The organism is Azospirillum mesophilum, from assembly GCF_053470405.2.
The window spans coordinates 1-21,011 of record NZ_JBPXMQ020000022.1 but is presented as its reverse complement, the minus strand read 5'-3'; the positions used below and the strand labels follow the sequence as shown (position 1 = coordinate 21,011).

Here is a 21,011-nt window from a genome sequence, read left to right as displayed (position 1 = left end):
CGCAGGGGGCTCGCGAGGCAATTCATAACAGGGAGCAAACAAAACCATGAACTACAAGCTTTCCCTCTTCGTTGCGGTTGCGGCGACCGCTCTGACCGCCTCGGTGGCGAAGGCCGACATCGCGGTGGCGACCGCCGGCCCGATCACCGGCCAGTACGCCACCTTCGGCGAGCAGATGAAGAAGGGCATTGAGCAGGCCGTGGCGGACATCAACGCCGCCGGCGGTGTGCTGGGCCAGAAGCTGAAGCTGGAAGTGGGCGACGACGCCTGCGACCCGAAGCAGGCCGTGGCGGTCGCCAACGACCTCGCCAAGAAGGGCGTGAAGCTGGTCGCCGGTCACTTCTGCTCGGGCTCGTCGATCCCGGCCTCGCAGGTCTACGCCGAGGAAGGCGTCCTGCAGATCTCCCCGGCCTCGACCAACCCGAAGCTGACCGAGCAGGGCCTGAAGAACGTCTTCCGCGTCTGCGGCCGTGACGATCAGCAGGGTCAGATCGCCGGCAAGTACTTGCTCCAGAACTACAAGGGCAAGAACATCGCCATCCTGCACGACAAGTCGGCCTACGGTAAGGGCCTGGCCGACGAGACGCAGAAGGCGCTGAACGCCGGCGGCCAGAAGGAGAAGATCTACGAGGCCTACACCGCGGGCGAGAAGGACTACTCGGCGCTGGTGTCGAAGCTGAAGCAGGAAGCCGTCGACGTCGTCTATGTCGGCGGTTACCACACCGAGGCCGGCCTGCTGGCCCGCCAGATGAAGGACCAGGGCCTCAACGCCCCGATCGTGTCGGGCGACGCGCTGGTCACCAACGAGTACTGGGCTATCACCGGTCCGGCCGGCGAAGGCACGATGATGACCTTCGGCCCGGATCCGCGCGAACTGCCGGAAGCCAAGGAAGCGGTCGAGAAGTTCCGCAAGGCCGGTTACGAGCCGGAGGGCTACACCCTCTACACCTACGCCGCTCTGCAGATCTGGGCGGAAGCCGCGAAGACCGCCGGTTCGGCGGACGCCGCCAAGGTTGCGGACGTGCTGCACAAGGGCGGCACCTACAAGACCGTGATCGGCACGATCGGCTTCGACGCCAAGGGCGACGTGACCACCCCGGCCTACGTCTGGTACCGCTGGAACAACGGCCAGTACGCCCAGGTCAAGTAAAGGGAACCGGCCCTTTCGCGAGGGCATGTCCTGCACAAGAAAGCCCGGCGGGAGACCGCCGGGCTTTTCTTTTTCGGTTCCGTATCGAAAATTCAGGTGCGCAGGCTCTGGGCCAGGGGAGCGCTGACGGTCGATGGCGGCAGCGGCGTGCCTGTTTCGGCCAGCGGACGCTCGGCGAGCAGACGTTCCGAGGTGCGCATCACGTCGCGCCAGAAGGCGGCGGCTCTGAGGTTGTTGGCGGCCGTCAGTTCCACAAGGCGCACGCGGCTGATGCGGATGGCGGACTCGCCCAGTTCTTCCACCAGGCGGGTCGCGAACAGAATCACGTCGTTGTCGATCTTCATGGGGGCATGAACATCCCGCAGTGCAAAATGTTCCACGACAACCGGCCCCAAACCGGACCCGGATGTTGCAACACCGCTACATCCAGGCTTCGCCGTGCGCCTGTCCCATAACGGACTCTCGCCAGAACCAGCCTTTTTCGTGTTTGAATGCTGTGCCGGGGCCATGACAGGAGCGCTCCGGAACCCCGGGTTTTGGAGAGCGGATATGCGCAGGAAGCGCGAAGTCGTCGAAGGCCAGTTTTATCGGAAGTTGGGGCCCGGCGGCGGGATCTGGGAAGTGATCGCCATCCGCAAGGACGGGCTTGGCACCCAGCACGCCCAGATGCAGCGTGCGGATGACCCCAAGACCCTGAAGACCCTGGCGGTTTCGGCGCTGCTCGATCCCAGCCAGTTCGAGCTGGTTGTTGAGGAGCAGCGGTAGGGGCGGGCACCCGCAGCGTTAGTTTTCCGTCCGGGCGTACAGATCGGCTCCGGGTGGATTGCTGCGGCGCGTCAGGGCGCCGCGGCGAATCAGGTGGTTGAGGTGGGCCACCGCCTCGCCGACCGCGAACACCGTCTGGTGCGTGTCGAGTCCCTTGCCGAACAGCGCGTCGGCCACCTGCGTTGCGGTGCGCGGCGTTTCGCAAAGAGCCTCAATCTCGTGCAAGCGCTCCTCGTGATGGGCGCGCAGCCAAGCGATCCGCCGGTGCAGCCCGCGGAACGGCTTTCCGTGCGACGGCAGCACGAGCACATCCTCCGGCAACTCAAGCAGCGACTCGAAGGATGCCAGGAAGTCGCTCAACGGGTCGGCGTCGGGCTCGGCCGGCCAGACGCTGACGTTCGGGCTGATGCGCGGCAGCACCTGATCCGCGCTGATCAGCAACGGCTTGTCCGGACGGAACAGGCACACCTGTTCCGGCGTGTGCCCGCTGCCAACGATCACCCGCCAGGAGCTTCCGCCGATCACGGGCCGGTCGCCGTGGCGCAACCGCACCAGGGTCGGGGGCAGGGCGTGCACCGACCGGGCATACGAGTCGCCCCGCCCCAGGATCGCCTTCAGGGTGCCGTCATCGACTCCGGCCCGGCGGTAGAAGGCTTCCACTGCCGCAGTCTGCGCGGGTGAGGTGCCGGCGCAGAGCGCGCGGGCGTACAGCCAGTCGGTCAGGCTTCCGCTGAAGGAGGCGCCGGTGTGCTCGACCAGCCAGCCCGCCAGTCCGATGTGGTCGGGGTGGAAGTGAGTCGCGATGACCCGCGCCACCGGCCGTCCGCCCAGCGGTCCCGCCAGCAGCCCCTCCCAAATCGCCCGCGTCCGCGCGTCGTCCAACCCTGTGTCGACGATCGTCCAGCCGCCCGGCTCCTCGATGGCCCAGACATTCACGTGGTTGAGCCGGTAGGGCAAAGGAAGGCGGACCCACAACAGGCCGGGTTCCACCGCCAGGACGGCTCCGTCGTCCAGTTGCCCGGTCAACGGATAGACGAGATCGTCTTCGAGGGAACGCGTCATGCGTGCGGATCCTTGAAGGAGGCTTTTGGCTGCAAAAATGCAACAGGGTTGGACTTCTTACCACAGGGGCCTTGTGACACAGAAGGCTTGCTGATATCTGGAATCTCGGACGTTTCAACCGCCGACGGAATGCGGCGGGCCAGTTTGGCGGCGGTGCGTGAAGATGGTGCGTTGGGTTCTCTCCCGAAGCGCATGGTCGTTCATGTTCCTTTCGTCAGTGGTTTTCAGCGACCGGCCCGACAACGCCGTCAACAAGGGAAAGAAGAAAATGACTCTGCGTGGGATTCTGCTCGGCTCGGCCGTCGCTCTGATGCTGCCGACCGCCGCCATGGCTGCCACCGAGGGTTTCTACGTCGGCGCCGGCGCCGGCGTGAACTGGACCCGTGACTCCGACTTCCGCTTCGAGAACACCGGCATCGGCGCCAAGTCCGACTACAAGCTCGGCGGCATCGGCGACCTGTCCGCCGGCTACGCCACCGCCTACGGCCTGCGCGCCGAGGCCGAGTTCGCCTGGCGCTGGCGCAACGCCATCGACAGCACCGAGAGCAGCAGCCGCGCTCTGAACGGCGCCGGCGGCAAGGCCAGCTCGATCGCCTTCATGGGCAACCTGCTGTACGACATCAACACCGGCACCCCGTTCACGCCGTACATCGGCGCCGGTGCCGGTATCGCCCAGATCGACCAGAAGCTGGGCAACTTCTCCGACAAGGATTGGCAGTTCGCCTATCAGGGCATCGCCGGTGTCGCCTACAACTTCACCGACAATCTGGCCCTGACGCTGGACTACCGCTACTTCGCCACGCTCGATCCGAAGTACGACTTCGGCGGCACCACGGTGAAGGGTGAGTACGCCAACCACACCATCCTCGCCGGCCTGCGCTACACCTTCGGCGCCCCGGCCGCTGCCCCGGCTCCGGCCCCGGTCGCCCCGGCCGCTCCGGTCCAGGCTCAGCCGCAGTCCGAATACCTAGTGTTCTTCGACTGGGACAAGGCCAACATCACCCCGGTCTCCGACAAGATCATCAGCGACGCCGCTGCCGCCGCCGGCAAGCAGCGCGCTGTGAGCATCCACGTCGTCGGCCACACCGACACCTCGGGCTCGCCGGCCTACAACCAGAAGCTCTCGCTGCGCCGCGCCGAAGCGGTCAAGAGCGCTCTGGTCGCCAAGGGCGTGCCGGCCAACCAGATCACCGTCGAGGGCAAGGGCGAGACCCAGCTCCTCGTCCAGACCGGTGCGAACGTGCGTGAGCCGTCGAACCGTCGCGCGCAGATCCTCATCCGCGTGAAGTGATCCGGACGACGGCTGCTCCCCAAAAGGGGTGGCCGTCAACCGTCGGAACGGGAGGGCGCCGCATCCGCGGCGCCCTTTTCGTTTGCCTTGGGCGAGGCAGGCCGTACAGTAAAGGGGCTTGCCGGAACCCGCGATGTCCCTCGCCATCGTCATTCCCACCCTGAACGCCGCCGCGACTCTGCCGGCCACCTTGGCTGCGCTCTCGTGGGAGGGGGCGTTGGTGGTGGCCGACGGCGGCTCCACCGACGACACGCGTGGTCTCGCGCGCGCCGCCGGGGCGACCGTCGTCCGGGCGCCGCGTGGTCGGGGCCCTCAACTCGCCACCGGTGCGGTGGCCGTGACGGAAACCTGGATCCTTTTCCTGCACGCGGACACCCGGTTGGAATCGGGGTGGCGTCCTGCGGTCGAGCGCTTCATGGCGGATCCTGAAAACGCCAGCCGCGCCGCCTATTTCCGTTTAAGGTTCGCCTGCGAACACCCTGCCGCGCGGCGGGTGGAGCGGATGGCGCGTTGGCGAGCGCGCGCGCTTGGGCTGCCCTACGGCGACCAAGGGCTGCTGATCGCGCGATCCCTTTACGACTCGGTCGGCGGTTTCGCCCCCTTGCCCTTGATGGAAGACGTCGATCTGGTTCGCCGACTCGGCCGGCATCGTCTGTGCAAACTGCCGGTGGATGCCGTGACGTCTCCGGCCCGGTACGAGCGGGATGGCTGGTGGGCGCGTCCCCTGCGCAATCTGGCCTGCCTGTCGCTCTATTTCGCGGGGGTGCCGCCGAGGCTGATCGGGAAGCTCTACGGATGACGCGCCGCAACCACCTGATCGTTTTCGCAAGGCCGCCCCGGCTCGGGCGCGGGAAACGGCGGCTGGCCGCCGGGGTCGGCCCGGTCGCGGCATGGCGCTTCTATCGGTCCACGCTGGGGGCGGTGCTCCGGTGCCTTGTCCACGATCCGCGCTGGGTGCTCTGGCTCGCGGTAACGCCGGACAGGGCGGTCGGGGAGCGCGGCTGGCCCGTGCGGACTCAACGGGTGCGGCGCGTGGGGCAGGGCGGCGGCGACCTCGGCCGGCGCATGGCACGCGCGCTGCGCGAGCGGCCGCCCGGCCCGGCGGTGCTGGTCGGCAGCGACATACCCGGACTCCGGCCGCACCATATCGCGGAGGCTTTCCAGAGCCTGGGCCGTCACGACCTCGTCTTCGGCCCGGCGGGCGACGGCGGATATTGGCTGGTCGGTGCTCGCCGCACCGCGTCCTTGCCGGCGGGCCTGTTCCAGGGTGTGCGCTGGTCCACGGGGCACGCCCTGTCCGACACGCTCGCCAGCCTCCCGCATGGTACCAAGGTGGGACTCGTCCCGACGCTGGAGGATGTGGATGACGCCGAATCATACCGGCGTATTGTCGCCAAAGCCCCCTGAAGACGGCACGAAAGCATAGGGCCGCGTGCATCAACTGTGGCGCGAAACGCTCGGTCGGCGTATGACGGTTTTGCCGGAATTCGCACTTTGGTCCGAGACTCTCCGGCCCCGGTTTCGACTTGTCGTTTGGCCACGCGGATTTTTGAGATGCAGGTTTCGCCATGCAGGTTTTGATTGCCGACGATCATTCCATCGTTCGCAGCGGCCTGACGCATCTGGTCGGCGAACTGGACGAGCAGGCGGGCGTGGTCGCCGCGACCAGCTACGGGCAACTCACCCAGACGCTGGACGGCGGCGGGGCGTTCGACCTCGTCATCATGGATCTGCGCATGCCCGGCATCAGCGGGCTCGACGATGTCGAGGCGGTGGTCAAGCGCGTGGCGCCGGTGCCGGTGGTCGTCTTCTCCATGATCGACTCGCCGGACGAAATGCGCGCGGTGCTGTCACGCGGCGTGCGCGCCTTCATCCCGAAATCCACCGACGACGTTCTGGTGGTGAACATCCTGCGCCTCGTGCTGGCGGGCGGGTCCTACGTTCCGCCGGTGCTGGGCATGCCGGGCGCCGCCGCGCAACCGGCCGCCAAGCCGCATCAGCCCAGCGTCTTCGACGGCATGACCCGCCGCCAGCTTGAGGTTCTGGACCTTCTGGCCCAAGGCCTGTCGAACCAGGAGATCGGGGAGCGGCTGGGCCTGAACCTGTCCACGGTGAAGACGCACGTCACCGGCGTGCTGAAGGCGCTGGGCGTCGGCAGCCGCACGCAGGCGGTGCTTCTGGTGAAGGAATCAGGCCGGGACCGTCTCATTTGACGTGACGGCCAGGGGCACGCCCACGGCGAAGACCGATCCGCGCCCTTCGCTGGATCGCACGTCCAGCCGGTGATCCAGCAGCCGCGCCAACCGATCCACGATGGCCAATCCCAGGCCGATCCCTTCGCTGCGGTCGCGGTCCGGCCGGTCGAGCTGCACGAATTCCTCGAAGATGCGCCGCCGGTCGGCCTCCGCAATTCCCCGGCCGGTGTCGTAGACCTCGATCCAGACGGTGTCGCCGCGCCGCCGGCAGCCCAGCAGCACGCCTCCCTCGTCGGTGTATCGCACGGCGTTGGTCAGCAGGTTGCGCAGGATGCGCTCCAGCAGGAAGGGGTCGCTGCACACCATGACGCGGGTCGGGACGACGCGGAAGGACAGGTCCTTGTCCGCGGCCAGTCCGGCGAATTCCGAATCGAGCTGGTCGAACAGTTTGGCCAGCGGCACGGCCTCCGGTTTCGGCTCGACCACGCCGGATTCCAGCTTGGAGATGTCCAGGATGGCGTTCAGCAGGTCGTTCATGGACCGTTGCGCCAGCCGCAGATCCCTCACCAGCGCGGTCCCGCGTGGCGTGTTCACCTGCCGCTCCAGCATGCCGGTGAACATGTTGATGGCCTGGAGCGGCTGTTTCAGGTCGTGGCCGGCGTGGGCAAGGAATCGGGACTTGGCGAGGTGGGCCTGTTCGGCCGCGTCCTTGGCCGCGTGCAGTTCCGCCGTGCGGGCGCGCACCTGCGCCTCCAGCGTCTCGTTCGCCTCGGCAAGCTCCTCGGTCATGCGGGTGATGTCGGTGAACTGGCGCTGAACATGGCGGACCATCGGGCGGAAGATCACCCGCGCTTCCACCGCCAGCGTCGCCAGGGTCAGCAGCAGCGCGGCCAGCCCCAGCCGGTGCAGCAGCCCGAATCCGCGCTCGCCGGTTTCCTGATAGCGGGCCACCATGTCCTCCAGCCGCGTCAGCAGGGGGCCGAGCGCCTGGCGGGTGATGGTCTCCGCCTCCGGCATGTTCGGCGGAAGGCCGGCCGGGCCGGCGGCGATCACCGCGCGAAGCGCCGCGATGTGGCGGAGCACCAGGTCGTTCAGCGGCTCCGGCCCGTCGAAATAGAGGTCGCGCACGGCGATGCCAAGCGCCGGGCCGGGGCCGGCACCGGTCAGCCGGCGGTGCGCGTTCTCGAACATCTCCGTCGCTTCGGCGAGCCGGCGGGTGATGTCCTGCCGCTCCGCGTCCGATTGGGCCTGTTGAAGCCCCTCGACCAACAGGGCGGTGCGTTGCGACAGCATGCGTTGCCGTCCGGAGATGTTGACGACCTCCAGCATGTCGGCGTGCTGGTCGATGACCCGTTCCGTCATCAGAAAGCCCACCACCGTGCACAACGCGATCACGCCCAGCGCGAGGCGGTACCGAAGCGTCATCCAACGCGCGGTGGTGTTGCCGATGGGAACCATGCCGTCCGTCCTTGCGCATTCCAACCGCTTCATCCTGCCGTGACCGCCGCGCTTTGGCGATGGTTCCTTATCGCCTTTGGCGATGTGGTTCCGTATCGCCTTTGGCGATGTGGTTCCGTGTCGCCATTGACCATGGTCAAAGCTTTGCCGTCCTCGGCATGGGAAAAGGGGCAGGGTCGGGGCGATCAAGGATACGCGAAAGATGGCGGTCAGCCGCGCAAGTCTGCTGAGAGGGGCGTTCCGCGCGGACACGGGGAAGCAACCGATCCGTCCGGAACCCATCCGTCCCCCTTGGGCCATTCCGGATGCTCGCGGCTTTGCGGCGGCCTGCGACGCCTGCGGGCGCTGCGGTCCCGCCTGCCCGGAGCGGATCATCACCATCGACCGCATTGGCCGGCCGGTGGTGGATTTCTCCGAGAATGGCTGCACCTTCTGCGGCGCCTGCGCGGAGGCTTGCCCGACCGGCGCACTGGCCCGAAGCGCCCCCGATGTGGCGCCCTGGACGCTCACCGCGCGCATCGGCGCCGACTGCCTGTCGTTCAACGGCACTGACTGCCGCGTTTGCGCCGATCATTGCGACGAGCGCGCCATACGCTTCCGCCCCCTCGGCCGCGGACGCTGGTTGCCGGACATCGAAGCCGTGGACTGCACCGGCTGCGGCGCCTGCGTCGGCGTCTGCCCGGTGAAGGCGGTGACCGTCGCGCCGCCCGACGGCACCTCTGTTTAGCCGGAAATTACGGGCCGGAACGCCCTTCGGAGGAACCTGTTGGTAGGGCACCCCTGTCTTGCCAACGGAGAAAACCGATGTGGTGGCGCAACGTAACCCTGATCTATGCCGTGGCGTTCACGGCGGTCGGCATTCTCGGCTTCGTCCCGACGTTCCTGTCGCCGCCGGCCGACGGCATGACTCTGGCCGTCGAATCGTTCCATGGGCGGCTGCTCGGCCTGTTCCCGGTGAACCTGCTGCACAACGTCGTCCATCTTCTGTTCGGCCTGTGGGCCTTCTTCGCCTACTTCTCCGGCCGCCCGGCATCCCGCGCCTACCTGAAGAGCGTGGCGGTGATCTACGCCGTCTTCACCGTCATGGGTCTGATCCCCGGCCTGAACACGCTGTTCGGTCTGGTGCCGCTGCACGGCAACGACATCTGGCTGCACGCGCTGCTCGCCATCGTCGCGGGCTATGTGGGCTACGCGGTGCATGAGCCGGAAGCCGACGCCACCCGTGCGGAATGGCATGCGTAACGCCGGATGACCCTTCCCGAGGAGTTGGCCGAACCGGGACGCCGCACGCTTCACGGCGTCCCGGATGGGTATGAGGCGTGGGTTCTGGGTGACCTGGCCCGCGCCGCCGGTGCGGTAGGCGTGCTGCACATCGCCGAGGATGCCCGCCGTCTGGAGCGGATCTGCCGCAACCTCCGCGCCGTGGCCCCCGATGTGGAGGTGTTGAGTTTCCCCGCCTGGGACACGCTGCCCTACGACCGTGCCTCGCCCTCCGCGCGGGTGGCCGGGCGACGGATCGCGACGCTGGCGCGGCTGGCCGAGCCGGCCCGGAGTCCTCGCGTGGTGGGACCGCGCGTGGTGGTGACCAGCGCCGGCGGGCTGCTCCGCCGGCTTCCGCCCGCCCAAGCCCTGGCGGAGGCCCGCCTGCGCCTGACGGCGGAGGAACCGCTGGATGCCGAAGCCCTGCGCAACTGGCTGTTCCGGAACGGGTACAGCCCGGCGGCCGAACTGAGCGACCCCGGCGACGTTCTGTTCGGCGACGATGCGATCCTGGTGCTGCCGCCCGGCCGGTCCGATCCGATCCGGTTCGAACTGCCGGGCGGCCAAGCCGACGCCGAACTCCCGCCGCTGTCGGAAGTGTCGCTGACGGACGCGGCCATCGCCCATTTCACCGCGTCCTATCTCGCCACCTTTGGGGCCGAGGCCGAGGGCGACGCGCTGTACCAGGCCGTGCTGGCGGGGCGCCGCCACGCCGGGCTGGAGCACTGGTTGCCGCTGTTCTTCCACGACACGGACAGCCTTTTCGACCGAATGCCCGACGCCCTGGTGACCATGGACGAGGGGGCGGAGGCCCTGCGCGATGCCCGTCTGGAGCAGGCGCGGCACGCCTACGACTCGCGCCGACGGCAGCTCTCCGCGTCGGAGAAGGCCGGCCTCCCTGTTTACCGCCCCCTGCCGCCGGAAGAGGTCTTCCTCGACGAATCGGCGTGGAACGAAGCTCTGGCTGGGCGCGCGGTGATCGACTTTGCCTCCGGATCCGGGGACCCGGACGCTGGCGGTCGTCCCCTGGCCTTGACCGGCGAGGATGAAGAGGAGCGGGTGACGGCGCTCTGGGCGGAAGGCCGCCGGGTTCTGGTTGCCGTGGACGATCCGGCCCGCCGGAAGGGCCTCGCCCGCCGCCTTCGCGCGGAAGGCGTGGAGGCGGTCGCCGCCGACTCCATCGCCGCCGACGCAGCCGTGGCTGTGGTCGCGCTCGATGTCGACGCGGGCTTTTTCGGGCCGGGCTTCGCCGTCGTTACCGGTGCGGAGCTGTTGGGCGAAGCGGTCGCGCGGCCGAGCCGCCGCCACTCCCGCCGTCTGGTGGACGATCTGACGGCGGAGGCGGCGGAGCTGGGGCCGGGTAACCTCGTGGTCCATCTCGACCACGGGATCGGCCTGTCCGACGGGCTGGAGCCGGTGGAGGCGACGGGCCTTCCCCACGACTGCCTCCGAATCCTTTACCGCGACGAGGCGAAGACCTACGTTCCGGTGGAGAATCTGGATCAGATCTGGCCCTTCGGCGCGTCCGATGGTGCGGCGCCCCTCGACCGGCTGGGCGGTACCGTCTGGACCCAGCGGCGCGACAAGGTGGCCGAGACCCTGCGCATCGCCGCCGCGACGCTGGTCCGCACCCAGGCGGAACGCGCGCTTGCGACGGTCGAGCCGGTCCGGCCGGACCGCCGGGCCTACCGTCGATTCGCCGACCGCTTCCCGCACGAGGAGACTCCGGACCAGCAGGCAGCAATCGATGCGGTTCTGGGCGATCTGGCATCCGGACGGCTGATGGACCGGCTGGTCTGCGCTGACGTCGGGTTCGGCAAGACCGAAATCGCGCTGCGCGCTGCCTTCACCGTCGCCATGACCGGCCGCCAAGTGGCGGTGGTCGCCCCGACGACTCCGCTCAGCCACCAGCATCTGGAGGATTTCCAGGAGCGCTTCGCCGGATTCGGCGTCACGGTGGCTGAGCTGGCGCGCAACGTCTCGCCTTCCGAAACCAGGGCGGTGAAGGAGGGGCTGAAGAGTGGCGCCATCCGCATCGTCATCGGCACCCACGCGCTGTTGAGCCCCGGCGTCCAGTTCGCCGACCTCGGCCTTCTGGTGGTGGACGAGGAACAGCGGCTCGGCGTGAGGCAGAAGGAGCGGCTGAAGGCGATGGCCAGCGGCACCCATGTGCTGACCCTGACCGCCACGCCGATCCCCCGGACCTTGCAACTCGCCATGGCGGGGCTGCGCGATCTGTCCGTGATTGCCACGCCGCCGCTGCGCCGCCGCCCGGTGCGCACCGAGTTCCTGACTTTCGACCTGGACCGTGTGGCCGAGGCCCTGCGCGCCGAGCGGGCGCGGGGCGGACAGGGCTTCTACGTCTGTCCCCGCATCGAGGATCTGGAGGAGGTGCGTGCCCGGCTTCAGGCCATGGTTCCGGAGTTCCGCGTTATCGCGGCGCACGGGAAGATGAAGCCGGACGCGCTGGACGACGCCATGACGGCCTTCGCGGAAGGCGCGGGCGACCTGTTGCTGGCGACCAACATCATCGAAACCGGGCTGAACATTCCCAACGCCAACACACTGATCGTCCACCGCGCCGACCGTTTCGGGCTGGCGCAGCTCCATCAGCTTCGCGGTCGGGTTGGGCGCGCGGCGGTGCAGGGCCGCTGCTGGCTGACCGTGGAACCGGAGAAGGAACTGTCCGAAGCCGCCCGGCAGCGCCTGACCGTGCTGACCCGACTCGACCGCCCCGGCGCGGGCTTCGAGCTGGCCGCGCGCGACCTCGGCCTGCGGGGCGCCGGCGACCTGCTGGGGGAGGAGCAATCCGGCCACCTCCGCGACGTGGGGGCCGAGCTGTTCCAGGAGATGCTGCGCCAAGCGGTGGAGGCCGCCCGAGCGGGCAACCCGCTGCCGGCGCTGGTCGCGCCGCGCGTGACGCTCGGCCAATCGGTGCTGATCCCGGAGGATTTCATTCGCGACGCCAGCCTTCGGCTCGCGGTCTACCGGCGCCTTGCCACGCTCGACGATCCGGACGAGCGGGAAACCTTCGCCGCCATGATCGCCGACCGCTTCGGCCCTTTGCCGGAGGCGATGGAAACGCTGATGGACCTGGGCGCGCTGAAGTGCCTGAGTCGGGAGGCCGGCGTGGTGTCGCTGGACATCGGCCCGAACGGCGCGCTGCTCGCCTTCGGTGACGAAACCCGGCCGAACGACTCAGCCTTGAGCCGTCTGGTCGAACGGCGCGACGACCTGAAGCTGCGCCCGGACGGACGACTTGTGCTGGCCGCCGGGGAGCGGACGGAAAACGACTTTCGTCGGGCCGTGCGGCGCCTGCTGCGCACCCTGCTACGGATGCGGCAGGCTCAGCCGGCTGCGGAGACCGGTGTGGTGGACTCGGTGAAGCCGCAGGCCGCCAGCGCCGCCCGCATGTGAGCCGGCACGGGGGCGACGGCCCCCACCGGCTCGCGGGACGGGTAGAGGGGCAGGGTGATCGCGCGGGAATGCAGATGCAGCGGCCGGTCGCCCGGCCCGCCATATTGCGGGTCGCCCAGCAGCGGGCAGCCGAGCGCCGTCGCGCAATGGACGCGGATCTGGTGGGTGCGGCCGGTGTGCGGCTTCAGTTCCAGCCACGTCAGGCCGTCGCCGCGCCCCATGACCCTGTAGTCGGTCACGGCGCTCTGCCCGTCATCGGCCACGACGATGCGCCAGCCGCCGGTCCGGTTGGTCACCTTCTTCAGCGGCAGTTCGATGCGCCCCTGCTCCTCCGGCGGAGACCCGGCGACCACGGCCCAGTAGGTCTTGTCCACCTTGCCGTCCTGGAACAGCTTGCCCAGCTTGCGCAGCGCCTTCGGGTGCCGCCCCAGGATCAGGCAGCCCGACGTGTCGCGGTCCAGCCGGTGCGCGAGCCCCGGAGGCTTCGGAAAGCCAAAGCGCAGGGCGTCGAAATACCGCTCCAGATTCGGGCCGCCGCCGGGACCGGCATGCACCGGCACGCCGGCCGGCTTGTCGAGGATCAGCATCAGCCCGTCGCGGTACAGCACGCGGTCCTGGATTTGTTCGGGAGTCATAAATGTCAGTTCCAAGCGCGCGAGATGAGAAGGTCGAGCGCCGCGATGATCCGGTCACCCTTGTCCGCAACCGATCCGACAAATGCGCCGAGATATGTGGCGGGGATCGACACGATTTGCAGGGGGTGCACCACGACCTTACAGTCTTCCACGATCAAGGTTGGGGTAAAGGACGGCTCCGCCACTCGGACCAAGCGTGCGTCGAGCAGTGGAACGACCACACGGCGCCCGGATTCATCAAACCGGCGGGATTGGATCAACAGAAGATAGGGAATTCCGGTTCTGGCGGCGCTCCGGTTCCGATGTACGTCGAACTGCGCCATCACAGGTCATCAAGATACTGGTCGGCAAAAGACCCGTACGTTTCGTCGAATTCGTTGAGCGCCGCGATGGCGTCATCCAGTCGATGTTCGCGCTCGTCCCGCTGTTGCTGTTCGGCGGCGACATAGTCGGCCAGGAGCTTTTCGACCTGCTCCGACAGGTTGCTCGTGTACTCCCGCGCCCGCCGGACGAGATCCTCGTTCAGCGAGAGGTTCACCGGGCGCTTCGGGGCCTGGGCGTCGTAGGCGAGGGGCACGGGCAACTCCACAGGCGGCATCACCGCTTCATGCGCATGATATGCGCACGCTTGGTCGAGCGGCAAGGAGGCTCACTCCTCCTCGTCGTCCTCATCCCCGATGGACGCGTCCTCGGCCGCCAGCACGTCGGGCCGCACCGCCGCCAGCGCCAGGAGGATGGAGCGCACCGAATCCGGCGCGTGCCGGTCGCCGGCCACCAGCGCCACCAAGTCGTCCGTGACGACCGGCGCGGCCGGAACGCGGCGGCGGATCGCGCGGATTTCCTTTTCGATGGCCTTGCGCTCCTCCGCCACGTCGTTGGCGTAGTGTGTCTGGTAACGCATGGAGAAGTCGTGCAGGCGCCGGTTCACGATGACCTCGGCGGCGAACAGGGCGCGGCGCTGGGCGTCGGCGACTTTGGCGGTCAGGTCATCGGCCATCGCGGGGATCCTACAATTCTTGGAGAAACCTTGCCCTCACCCTCCCATGCTTCGCATGGGTCCCTCCCTCTCCCGCTTGCGCAGGAGAGGGAAGGATTGCTGGGATCAGGCGAGCTTCAACTCCTTGAAGAAGTCGTTGCCCTTGTCGTCCACGATGATGAAGGCCGGGAAGTCCTCGACCTCAATGCGCCAGATGGCTTCCATGCCGAGTTCCGGATACTCGATGCACTCCACCTTCTTGATGCAGTCCTGCGCCAGACGGGCCGCAGCACCGCCGATGGAGCCCAGGTAGAAGCCGCCGTGCTTCTGGCAGGCCGCCGTCACCTCGGGGCTGCGGTTGCCCTTGGCCAGCATGACCATGGATCCGCCCGCCGCCTGGAACTGGTCGACGAAGCTGTCCATGCGGCCGGCCGTGGTCGGGCCGAAGGAGCCCGAGGCGTAGCCTTCCGGAGTCTTGGCCGGGCCGGCGTAGTAGATGGGGTGGTTCTTGAAATAGTCGGGCAGGCCCTCGCCGGCGTCCAGGCGGGCGCGCAGCTTGGAATGGGCAAGGTCGCGGGCGACGATCAGCGGGCCGGTCAGCGACAGGCGGGTGCGGATCGGGTACTGCTTCAGCGTGGCGAGGATCTCGCTCATCGGCTTGTTCAGGTCGATCTTCACCACTTCGCCGGCCAGATCGCCGTCGGTGATCTCCGGCAGGTACTTGGCCGGATCCGTCTCCAGCTGCTCCAGGAAGATGCCGTCCTTGGTGATCTTGCCCACCGCCTGACGGTCGGCCGAGCAGGACACGCCGATGCCGATCGGCATGGAGGCGCCATGGCGCGGCAGGCGGATGACGCGGACGTCGTGGCAGAAATACTTGCCGCCGAACTGCGCGCCGATGCCCATGGATTGGGTCAGCTTGTGGACCTCGGCCTCCATGGCGAGATCGCGGAACGCGTGCGCGTCCTCACCGCCCTCGGTCGGCAGGTTGTCGAGGTAGCGGGCCGACGCCAGCTTCACCGTCTTCAGGTTCTGCTCCGCCGACAGGCCGCCGATGACGATGGCGAGGTGGTACGGCGGGCAGGCCGAGGTGCCGAGATAGCGGATCTTGTCTTCAAGGAACTTCAGCAGCCGGTCCGGCGCCAGCACCGACGGGGTCGCCTGGTGCAGGAAGGTCTTGTTGGCCGACCCGCCGCCCTTCGCCATGAACAGGAACTTGTAGGCATCCTCGCCCTCCGCATAAATCTCCACTTGGCCGGGGAGGTTGTTGCGGGTGTTCTTCTCCTCGTACATGGAGATCGGGGCGAGCTGGCTGTAGCGCAGGTTGCGCTTCAGGTAGGCATCGCGGGCACCTTCGGACAGCGCGGCCTCGTCGCCACCCTTGGTGAAGACGCGGCGGCCCTTCTTGCCCATGATGATGGCGGTGCCGGTGTCCTGGCACATCGGCAGCGTGCCGGCGGCGGCGATGTTGGCGTTCTTCAGCAGGTCCAGCGCCACGAACTTGTCGTTCGGCGAGGCCTCCGGATCATCAAGGATCGCGCGGATTTGGCGCAGGTGGCCCGGACGCAGCAGGTGGTTGATGTCCTTGAAGGCCTCCTCGGCCAGCAGGCGCAGGCCTTCCGGCTCCACCTTCAGGACCTGCTCGCCGTCGAACTCGACGACCGAGACGTAATCGGAGGTCAGCTTGCGGTAGGTCGTGTCGTCCTTCGCCAGCGGGAACAGCGTCGAGGCGCCACGGGCAAGGCTGGTATCGCCGGATTTCGGGGTGGGCATCAGAGGGGCTTCCTTCCTGGACAGTCTTTTCGGTCACAGGCCCCGATGCGGCGCGCGGGAGCGCGCAAAAGGGCCAGGGCCACGCTCGCGCACCGTTATACACCGCAATCGTCCACGCACAACGGGAACGGAACCCCCTGCGGCGATTGGGAAGCTTTTGCCCCGGACCCCAAACGCGCCACGGCCCGGCACCGCCCGATGTCCGGTCGATGTCGGGCCACAAACAAGCGTTTCTTTTCCGCGTGTTACGCCGCGTTCTTGAGGTCCGCGCTCAACTCCGCATGGGTCTCGGCAACCCGCTCGGCGGGGGCGCCGGCCCATTCCGTGTGGGCCGGGATCTCCTCGCCCTTCATCACCAGCGTCAGCGGGCCGAGGCGGGCGTAGTCGCCGACATGCGTGTCGTACAGCACCGTGGCGCCGGCCCCGATCGTCACGCCGTCACCGACCACGACGCGGCCGACCTTCATCACGCGGTCCTCGTACAGGTGCGTCTGCAGGGCCGACAGAGCGTTGATGGCCGTGTAGTCGCCAACGGACACGCAGTCGAACTCCGTGATGTCGGTGGTGTCCATGAAGACTCCCTTGCCGAACTTGGTGCCGAACAGGCGCAGCACCCAGGGCAGCATCGGCGTGCCGCGCAGGTGGTCCAGCAGGACCTTGCCGGCCAGACCCCAGTAGAGCACGGCGACCGCCTCGGTCTTCATGGCCCACCAGGACCACATCGGCTTCACGGTCGGCTGGTAGCGGCCCATCAGCAGCCACTTCACCAGGATGACCACGGCCACCATGGCCGCGGGGATGGCGACGCTGACGCCCAGGAACTGGGCCAGGAAGGCGCCGTAGCGCTGCTCCAGGATCGCCGGGGCGAACAGCTCCACCGCCAGCGTGCCGAAGGTGATGAACAGCATCGTCGGCATGGACAGGCTGAAGGCCTCGAACACGGCGCGGCCGAAGCGGCGGGCCTTGGACGGCTCGTAGGTCCAGTTGGAGCCCACGCTGTCGAAGCGCTGGCGAACCGGCAGCTTGATCGGCGGGCTGCCGAACCAGGTCTCCCCGGCGGACATCGCCTCGTTGGCCGGTGGCTTCGACTTGATGCCGATCAGCGAGCCGGTCGGGATGCAGGAGCCCGGCGGGACGACCGCGTCGTTGCCGACGAACACGCGCCCTTCGGTCTTCACCGGCTTCAGCACCATCCAGCCGCGCCGGATGTCCTCGTCGCCCAGAACCACCTCGTCAGCGATGAAGCACTTCTCCCCGATCTCCACCAGATCGTAGCGGCCGGCGAGGTTCGTCGAGATCTCCGCGTCCTTGCCGATCTTGGCGCCCATCAGCCGGTACCAGGCCCGCATGTAGACGGTGGCGTAGAGGGAGCTGAGCGTGTCCAGCATGACCTCGGTCGACAGGGCCACCAGCCACTTGCGCAGGTAAAAGCCGCTGTGGACGGAGTAGGTGCCGGCCTCGACGCGCGGCAGGACGATCCAGCGCACGGCGGCGATCATCAGAACGGTCACGGCAACCAGCGCCATCGCCGTCGGCCATGCGATCACCGGCAGATAATAGAGATAGCTGACTCCGAAGGTCGAACCCAGCACGCCGTCCAGCTTGTCGAACAGGTAGAAGGCCGGGAAGATCGGCATCAGCGAAATCGGTGGCAGGGCCAGCAGCATCACGGTGTAGAGAAGGGCGTTCACACCCTTGCGCAACGCGCCGGCCTCGGCCTGGGCGGGCAGGGACTCCCGGTCGACCGTGCCGATGCGGCGGGCGGGCGAACCATCCCAGCTCTCATAGGTCCCGGTGCGGGTGTGGGCGGGCAGGGCGGTCAGGTCGGCCAGTTCCGTACCGGCCCCGACCACCGCGTCGTGTCCGATCACGCAGGAGGTGCCGATGTAGGCGTCCTCCCCGATCTCCACCGTTCCGATGACCAGCTCGTCGCCGATCACCTCGGCGTTGGCCAGCTTGACCTTCCCGCCGATGGACGCGCCCCGGCCGATGGTGACGAGGTCCACGGCCCCGGATTCGAACTCCCCGATCAGCGCATCGTCGCCGACCTTGGCGCCCAGCGCCCGCAGCAGCACCCGCATGACGGGGGAGCCCTGGAACCACTTCAAGTGCACGAGGCTGATGAAGCGCTGCGCCAGCCACCAGCGGTAATAATAGGCGCCCCACAGCGGGTAGCGGCCGGGCTTCGTCCGCCCGATGATCAGCCACTTGGCGCCGACCGCGATCAGCACCGTGGCGACGTTGATCACCATGTAGACGCCCAGCAGCGTCGCGATCTCCTGAAGGAAGTTCGCGTCCTCGCCCGACAGCAGCATGTAGCTGACGAAGACGCCCAGCCACTGCGCGGTCATCAGCGCCAGGATGACGGGCAGGGCGGCGGCCTGCGCGGCCCCGCACAGGAACCGGCGCAGCAGCGGCGGTGCCTTGAAGGAGAGATCCTTGCGGACGGCGGCACCCGAAGCGCCGTGTGGCACTCGGAGGTCCAGCTTCTCCGCCATGGCGCGCAGGGTCCGCGCGCCGTAGACGTCCTGAAGCGTCAGCCCGTCAAGATGCTCGGTCTCGCGCACCGCCGACACGAACCGCGCAGCCAGCAGCGAGTGCCCGCCGAGATCCATGAAGAAGTCGGCTTCCAATGGAATGGCCTGACCGGGGAAGACGCGCTTGGCGGCGTCCAGCAGAGCGGCCTCAGTCGCCGACTGCGGCTCGTCCTGTTGGCCGGCACCGGCATCGTCGGTCAGGGTGGCCGCCTGCAGGGTCTTGCGGTCCGCTTTCCCGGAGGTCAGGCGGGGCAGGCTATCCGTCAGCTCGAAATGCGACGGAACCATATAGCTGGGCAGCTGCGCGCGCAGCGTGTCGCGCAGCGCCGTCTTGTCGAGCGTGGCGCCCGCCTGCGGCACCAGGAAGGCGACGAGCCGGTCGATCCCCGTGTCGCTGCGCAACACAACCGCGGCCTGGGCAACGCCCGGAATGTCGGTCAGCTTCGCCTCGATCTCGCCGAGTTCCAGGCGGAAGCCGCGGATCTTCACCTGATCGTCGATGCGGCCGTGGAACAGCAGGTTGCCCCGCTCGTCCACGCTCACCGCGTCGCCGGAGCGGTAGAGAACCGGATCGGGCGCGTCGAGGAAGAAGGGGTTGCGGATGAACTTCTGCTCGGTCAGGTCCGGCCGGCCGAGATAGCCCTTGGCGACGCCGGGGCCGCCGATCAGCAGTTCGCCTTGAACACCGGGGCCGACGAGCTTCAGGTTCTCGTCCACCACATAGCCGGTGTAGTTCGGGATGGGGCGGCCAATGGTGACGGGCTCGTCCGGGCGCACTTCGGCGACGGTGGCGACGACGGTCGCCTCGGTCGGGCCGTAGCTGTTGAAGATCGTCCGGCCCGGCCGGCACCAGCGCGCGGCCACCGCCGGCGGGCAGGCCTCGCCGCCCAGGATGATGACGCGCAGGCTCGGCACGTCCTTGGGCAGCATGGCGAGCAGCGTCGGCACCGTGTCCAGGACGGTGATGCCGGCCTCGTTCAGAACGTCGGCCAGACGGTCCGCCTCGTCCAGCACCTGCCGGCTGGCGACCCACAAGGTCGCGCCGACGAGGTAGGGGACGAAGATTTCCTCCAGCGACAGGTCGAACGCCACCGAGGCGCCCTGGAACGCCACATCCTCTTCGGTCAGCCCATAGATCGTGTTGGCCGCACGCAGATAGTGGCAGATGTTGCGGTGGGTGATGACGATGCCCTTGGGCTTCCCCGTGGAGCCCGAGGTGTAGATGGCGTAGGCCGGATCATCCGCCGTCACGCCGTCGTCGCGCAGGTTCGGCGCGGTCTCGTCGTCGGACGCCAGATCGCCGAGCCGGAGCACGGGAACGGTCAACCCGCCCGCCTTCGAACCGGTCACCGCATCGACGATGATCGCGGGCGCCGCGCAATCGGCAAGGCTGATCGCCACGCGGTCAGCCGGCGCGTCGGCGTCGAAGGGAAGATAGGCCGCCCCCGCCTTCAGAATGCCCAGAAGCGCAATGTGCAGGTCGAGCGACCGGGTCATCCAGAGACCGACGAATGTGCCGGGGCCGAAGCCCTGCGCGCGCAGGGCGTTGGCAACGCGGTTGCTGCGCGCCTCCAGCTCGGCATAGCTGACGCGGCGGCCGTCGAAGATGATCGCCGTGCGCTGCGGAGCGCGGAGCGCGGTCGCCGTGAAGAGTTCCGGCAGCAGCTCGTCCCGAAGCAGACCCGGGATCACGGCCCCTTGGAGGATGCCGGGTGACGTCCGACGGTTCGAAGGTTCGGAAGTGCAGGTAACCGGATCCTGGTCCTGGACGGAGGTCGGCGCGCTAAGAAGTGTCACGCTGTATCAGCCTTTGTCAGATGGTTCAGCGCGACCGCGGTTTTCGGACCCTGATCGGCTGGTCCCGGCGCTCGGCTGATGGCGGCACCTTGCCACCTGCATGGTCTAATCGATCTTGGTTAACGAAGTATTTCCCCGCGCCGAGCCCAGCCGAAACCTCGCCCCAAGATCGCGGCAGAGATGGGAACGGCACGGGGCGAAACCTAGTTAAATCCGCGTCATTTGCACAGTGTTTCCGAAGGGGGTGAGAAGGTCGCACCTTATGCCTTACGAAAGGGGACAGCGGCATCCGGGTGGGTTGCGGCGAAAATTCGCCGAGGGTCGAAAAAACCGCTTGCGCGATCCGGAGGAGGGGGCATATAAAGCGCCTCCCGACGCGGTGGCCGCTGACGAAGCGCCGCCGGGCCGGAAAACAGATGACAATCTGGCCCTGGCGGCTCACTCCTCATACGGGACTGAGCGCGGGGTTTTGCGGTTCCCCAGGTGGCGCCGCGGGTTCTTGGATATTGTGGATACCGTGTTGTGAGAAGGGATGCGCAGGCGGCGGTGTTTTGTGCCGTTGGCCGCGGACCGGTTCTTCGGAAGGGGGATTGGCATCGCGGGTCGTCTGTAGAGCATCCTGGTCAAGCAGTAAGAGACTTCAGTTTCGAAAGCTTGGGTGAGGGCGCTTGAGGCGACCCTGTCAAGTGAGCTTC

General features: G+C 67.8%; 18 protein-coding genes. 9 read left to right on the top strand and 9 right to left on the bottom strand.

Annotation, left to right across the window (positions count from 1 at the left end; all coding sequences use genetic code 11):
* Nucleotides 1–46: 46 nt before the first annotated feature.
* The gene (locus ACSVC7_RS20350) at nucleotides 47–1,150 is read left to right on the top strand and encodes a branched-chain amino acid ABC transporter substrate-binding protein (protein ID WP_448206211.1); all 1,104 of its coding nucleotides are present in this window, start codon (nucleotides 47–49) and stop codon (nucleotides 1,148–1,150) included.
* Between the two features lie 92 nt (nucleotides 1,151–1,242).
* On the opposite strand, the gene ACSVC7_RS20345 is transcribed toward ACSVC7_RS20350, so the two are convergent.
* Entirely contained in the window at nucleotides 1,243–1,494 is a 252-nt protein-coding gene (locus tag ACSVC7_RS20345) for a hypothetical protein (RefSeq protein ID WP_448206210.1), read from the bottom strand.
* A gap of 205 nt (nucleotides 1,495–1,699) precedes the next feature.
* Here ACSVC7_RS20345 and ACSVC7_RS20340 point away from each other — a divergent pair, with 205 nt between their 5' ends.
* The gene (locus ACSVC7_RS20340; RefSeq protein WP_448206209.1) at nucleotides 1,700–1,915 is read left to right on the top strand and encodes a hypothetical protein; all 216 of its coding nucleotides are present in this window, start codon (nucleotides 1,700–1,702) and stop codon (nucleotides 1,913–1,915) included.
* Between the two features lie 18 nt (nucleotides 1,916–1,933).
* On the opposite strand, the gene ACSVC7_RS20335 is transcribed toward ACSVC7_RS20340, so the two are convergent.
* Entirely contained in the window at nucleotides 1,934–2,977 is a 1,044-nt protein-coding gene (locus ACSVC7_RS20335) for an MBL fold metallo-hydrolase (RefSeq protein ID WP_448206208.1), read from the bottom strand.
* Between the two features lie 268 nt (nucleotides 2,978–3,245).
* On the opposite strand from ACSVC7_RS20335, the gene ACSVC7_RS20330 reads away from it, so the two are divergent.
* The 4 genes from ACSVC7_RS20330 (at nucleotide 3,246) to ACSVC7_RS20315 (ending at nucleotide 6,481) form a co-directional block, all read left to right on the top strand.
* The gene (locus ACSVC7_RS20330) at nucleotides 3,246–4,268 is read left to right on the top strand and encodes an OmpA family protein (protein ID WP_448206207.1); all 1,023 of its coding nucleotides are present in this window, start codon (nucleotides 3,246–3,248) and stop codon (nucleotides 4,266–4,268) included.
* Nucleotides 4,269–4,401: 133 nt separating this feature from the next.
* A complete protein-coding gene (locus ACSVC7_RS20325) occupies nucleotides 4,402–5,067 on the top strand; it encodes a TIGR04283 family arsenosugar biosynthesis glycosyltransferase (protein ID WP_448206206.1) in 666 nt (221 codons plus the stop codon).
* Nucleotides 5,064–5,675 (top strand): TIGR04282 family arsenosugar biosynthesis glycosyltransferase, encoded by a 612-nt coding sequence (locus ACSVC7_RS20320; RefSeq protein ID WP_448206205.1) that lies wholly within the window; start codon nucleotides 5,064–5,066, stop codon nucleotides 5,673–5,675. Before ACSVC7_RS20325 ends, ACSVC7_RS20320 begins: the two co-directional genes overlap by 4 nt.
* A 161-nt stretch (nucleotides 5,676–5,836) precedes the next feature.
* Entirely contained in the window at nucleotides 5,837–6,481 is a 645-nt protein-coding gene (locus tag ACSVC7_RS20315; protein WP_448206204.1) for a response regulator, read from the top strand.
* On the opposite strand, the gene ACSVC7_RS20310 is transcribed toward ACSVC7_RS20315, so the two are convergent.
* The gene (locus tag ACSVC7_RS20310; RefSeq protein WP_448206203.1) at nucleotides 6,458–7,921 is read right to left on the bottom strand and encodes an ATP-binding protein; all 1,464 of its coding nucleotides are present in this window, start codon (nucleotides 7,919–7,921) and stop codon (nucleotides 6,458–6,460) included. The genes ACSVC7_RS20315 and ACSVC7_RS20310 overlap by 24 nt on opposite strands.
* 202 nt (nucleotides 7,922–8,123) lie before the next feature.
* On the opposite strand from ACSVC7_RS20310, the gene napF reads away from it, so the two are divergent.
* From napF to ACSVC7_RS20295, 3 genes are all read left to right on the top strand, one after another.
* The gene (gene napF, locus ACSVC7_RS20305) at nucleotides 8,124–8,648 is read left to right on the top strand and encodes a ferredoxin-type protein NapF (protein WP_448206202.1); all 525 of its coding nucleotides are present in this window, start codon (nucleotides 8,124–8,126) and stop codon (nucleotides 8,646–8,648) included.
* Between the two features lie 77 nt (nucleotides 8,649–8,725).
* Nucleotides 8,726–9,163 (top strand): DUF4383 domain-containing protein, encoded by a 438-nt coding sequence (locus ACSVC7_RS20300; RefSeq protein ID WP_448206201.1) that lies wholly within the window; start codon nucleotides 8,726–8,728, stop codon nucleotides 9,161–9,163.
* Nucleotides 9,164–9,169: 6 nt separating this feature from the next.
* Nucleotides 9,170–12,598 (top strand): transcription-repair coupling factor, encoded by a 3,429-nt coding sequence (locus ACSVC7_RS20295; protein ID WP_448206200.1) that lies wholly within the window; start codon nucleotides 9,170–9,172, stop codon nucleotides 12,596–12,598.
* Here the strand turns inward: ACSVC7_RS20295 and ACSVC7_RS20290 are convergent.
* The 6 genes from ACSVC7_RS20290 to ACSVC7_RS20265 all read right to left on the bottom strand — a co-directional run bounded on the left by ACSVC7_RS20290 (nucleotide 12,529) and on the right by ACSVC7_RS20265 (nucleotide 20,211).
* On the bottom strand, nucleotides 12,529–13,233 hold the full coding sequence (locus ACSVC7_RS20290) for an RluA family pseudouridine synthase (protein WP_448206199.1): 705 nt from the start codon (nucleotides 13,231–13,233) through the stop codon (nucleotides 12,529–12,531). The genes ACSVC7_RS20295 and ACSVC7_RS20290 overlap by 70 nt on opposite strands.
* A 5-nt stretch (nucleotides 13,234–13,238) precedes the next feature.
* The gene (locus ACSVC7_RS20285; RefSeq protein WP_448206198.1) at nucleotides 13,239–13,556 is read right to left on the bottom strand and encodes a CcdB family protein; all 318 of its coding nucleotides are present in this window, start codon (nucleotides 13,554–13,556) and stop codon (nucleotides 13,239–13,241) included.
* Nucleotides 13,556–13,810, bottom strand: coding sequence for a type II toxin-antitoxin system CcdA family antitoxin (locus ACSVC7_RS20280; RefSeq protein ID WP_448206197.1), 255 nt, complete (start codon nucleotides 13,808–13,810; stop codon nucleotides 13,556–13,558). The genes ACSVC7_RS20285 and ACSVC7_RS20280 overlap by 1 nt, the downstream gene beginning before the upstream one ends.
* A 72-nt stretch (nucleotides 13,811–13,882) precedes the next feature.
* Nucleotides 13,883–14,230 carry a hypothetical protein gene (locus tag ACSVC7_RS20275; protein ID WP_448206196.1) on the bottom strand — a complete coding sequence of 116 codons (348 nt, stop codon included), beginning with the start codon at nucleotides 14,228–14,230 and terminating at the stop codon, nucleotides 13,883–13,885.
* Between the two features lie 105 nt (nucleotides 14,231–14,335).
* On the bottom strand, nucleotides 14,336–15,982 hold the full coding sequence (locus ACSVC7_RS20270; RefSeq protein ID WP_448206195.1) for a fumarate hydratase: 1,647 nt from the start codon (nucleotides 15,980–15,982) through the stop codon (nucleotides 14,336–14,338).
* 245 nt (nucleotides 15,983–16,227) lie between these two features.
* Nucleotides 16,228–20,211, bottom strand: coding sequence for a Pls/PosA family non-ribosomal peptide synthetase (locus tag ACSVC7_RS20265; RefSeq protein ID WP_448206194.1), 3,984 nt, complete (start codon nucleotides 20,209–20,211; stop codon nucleotides 16,228–16,230).
* Between the last annotated feature and the right edge of the window lie 800 nt (nucleotides 20,212–21,011).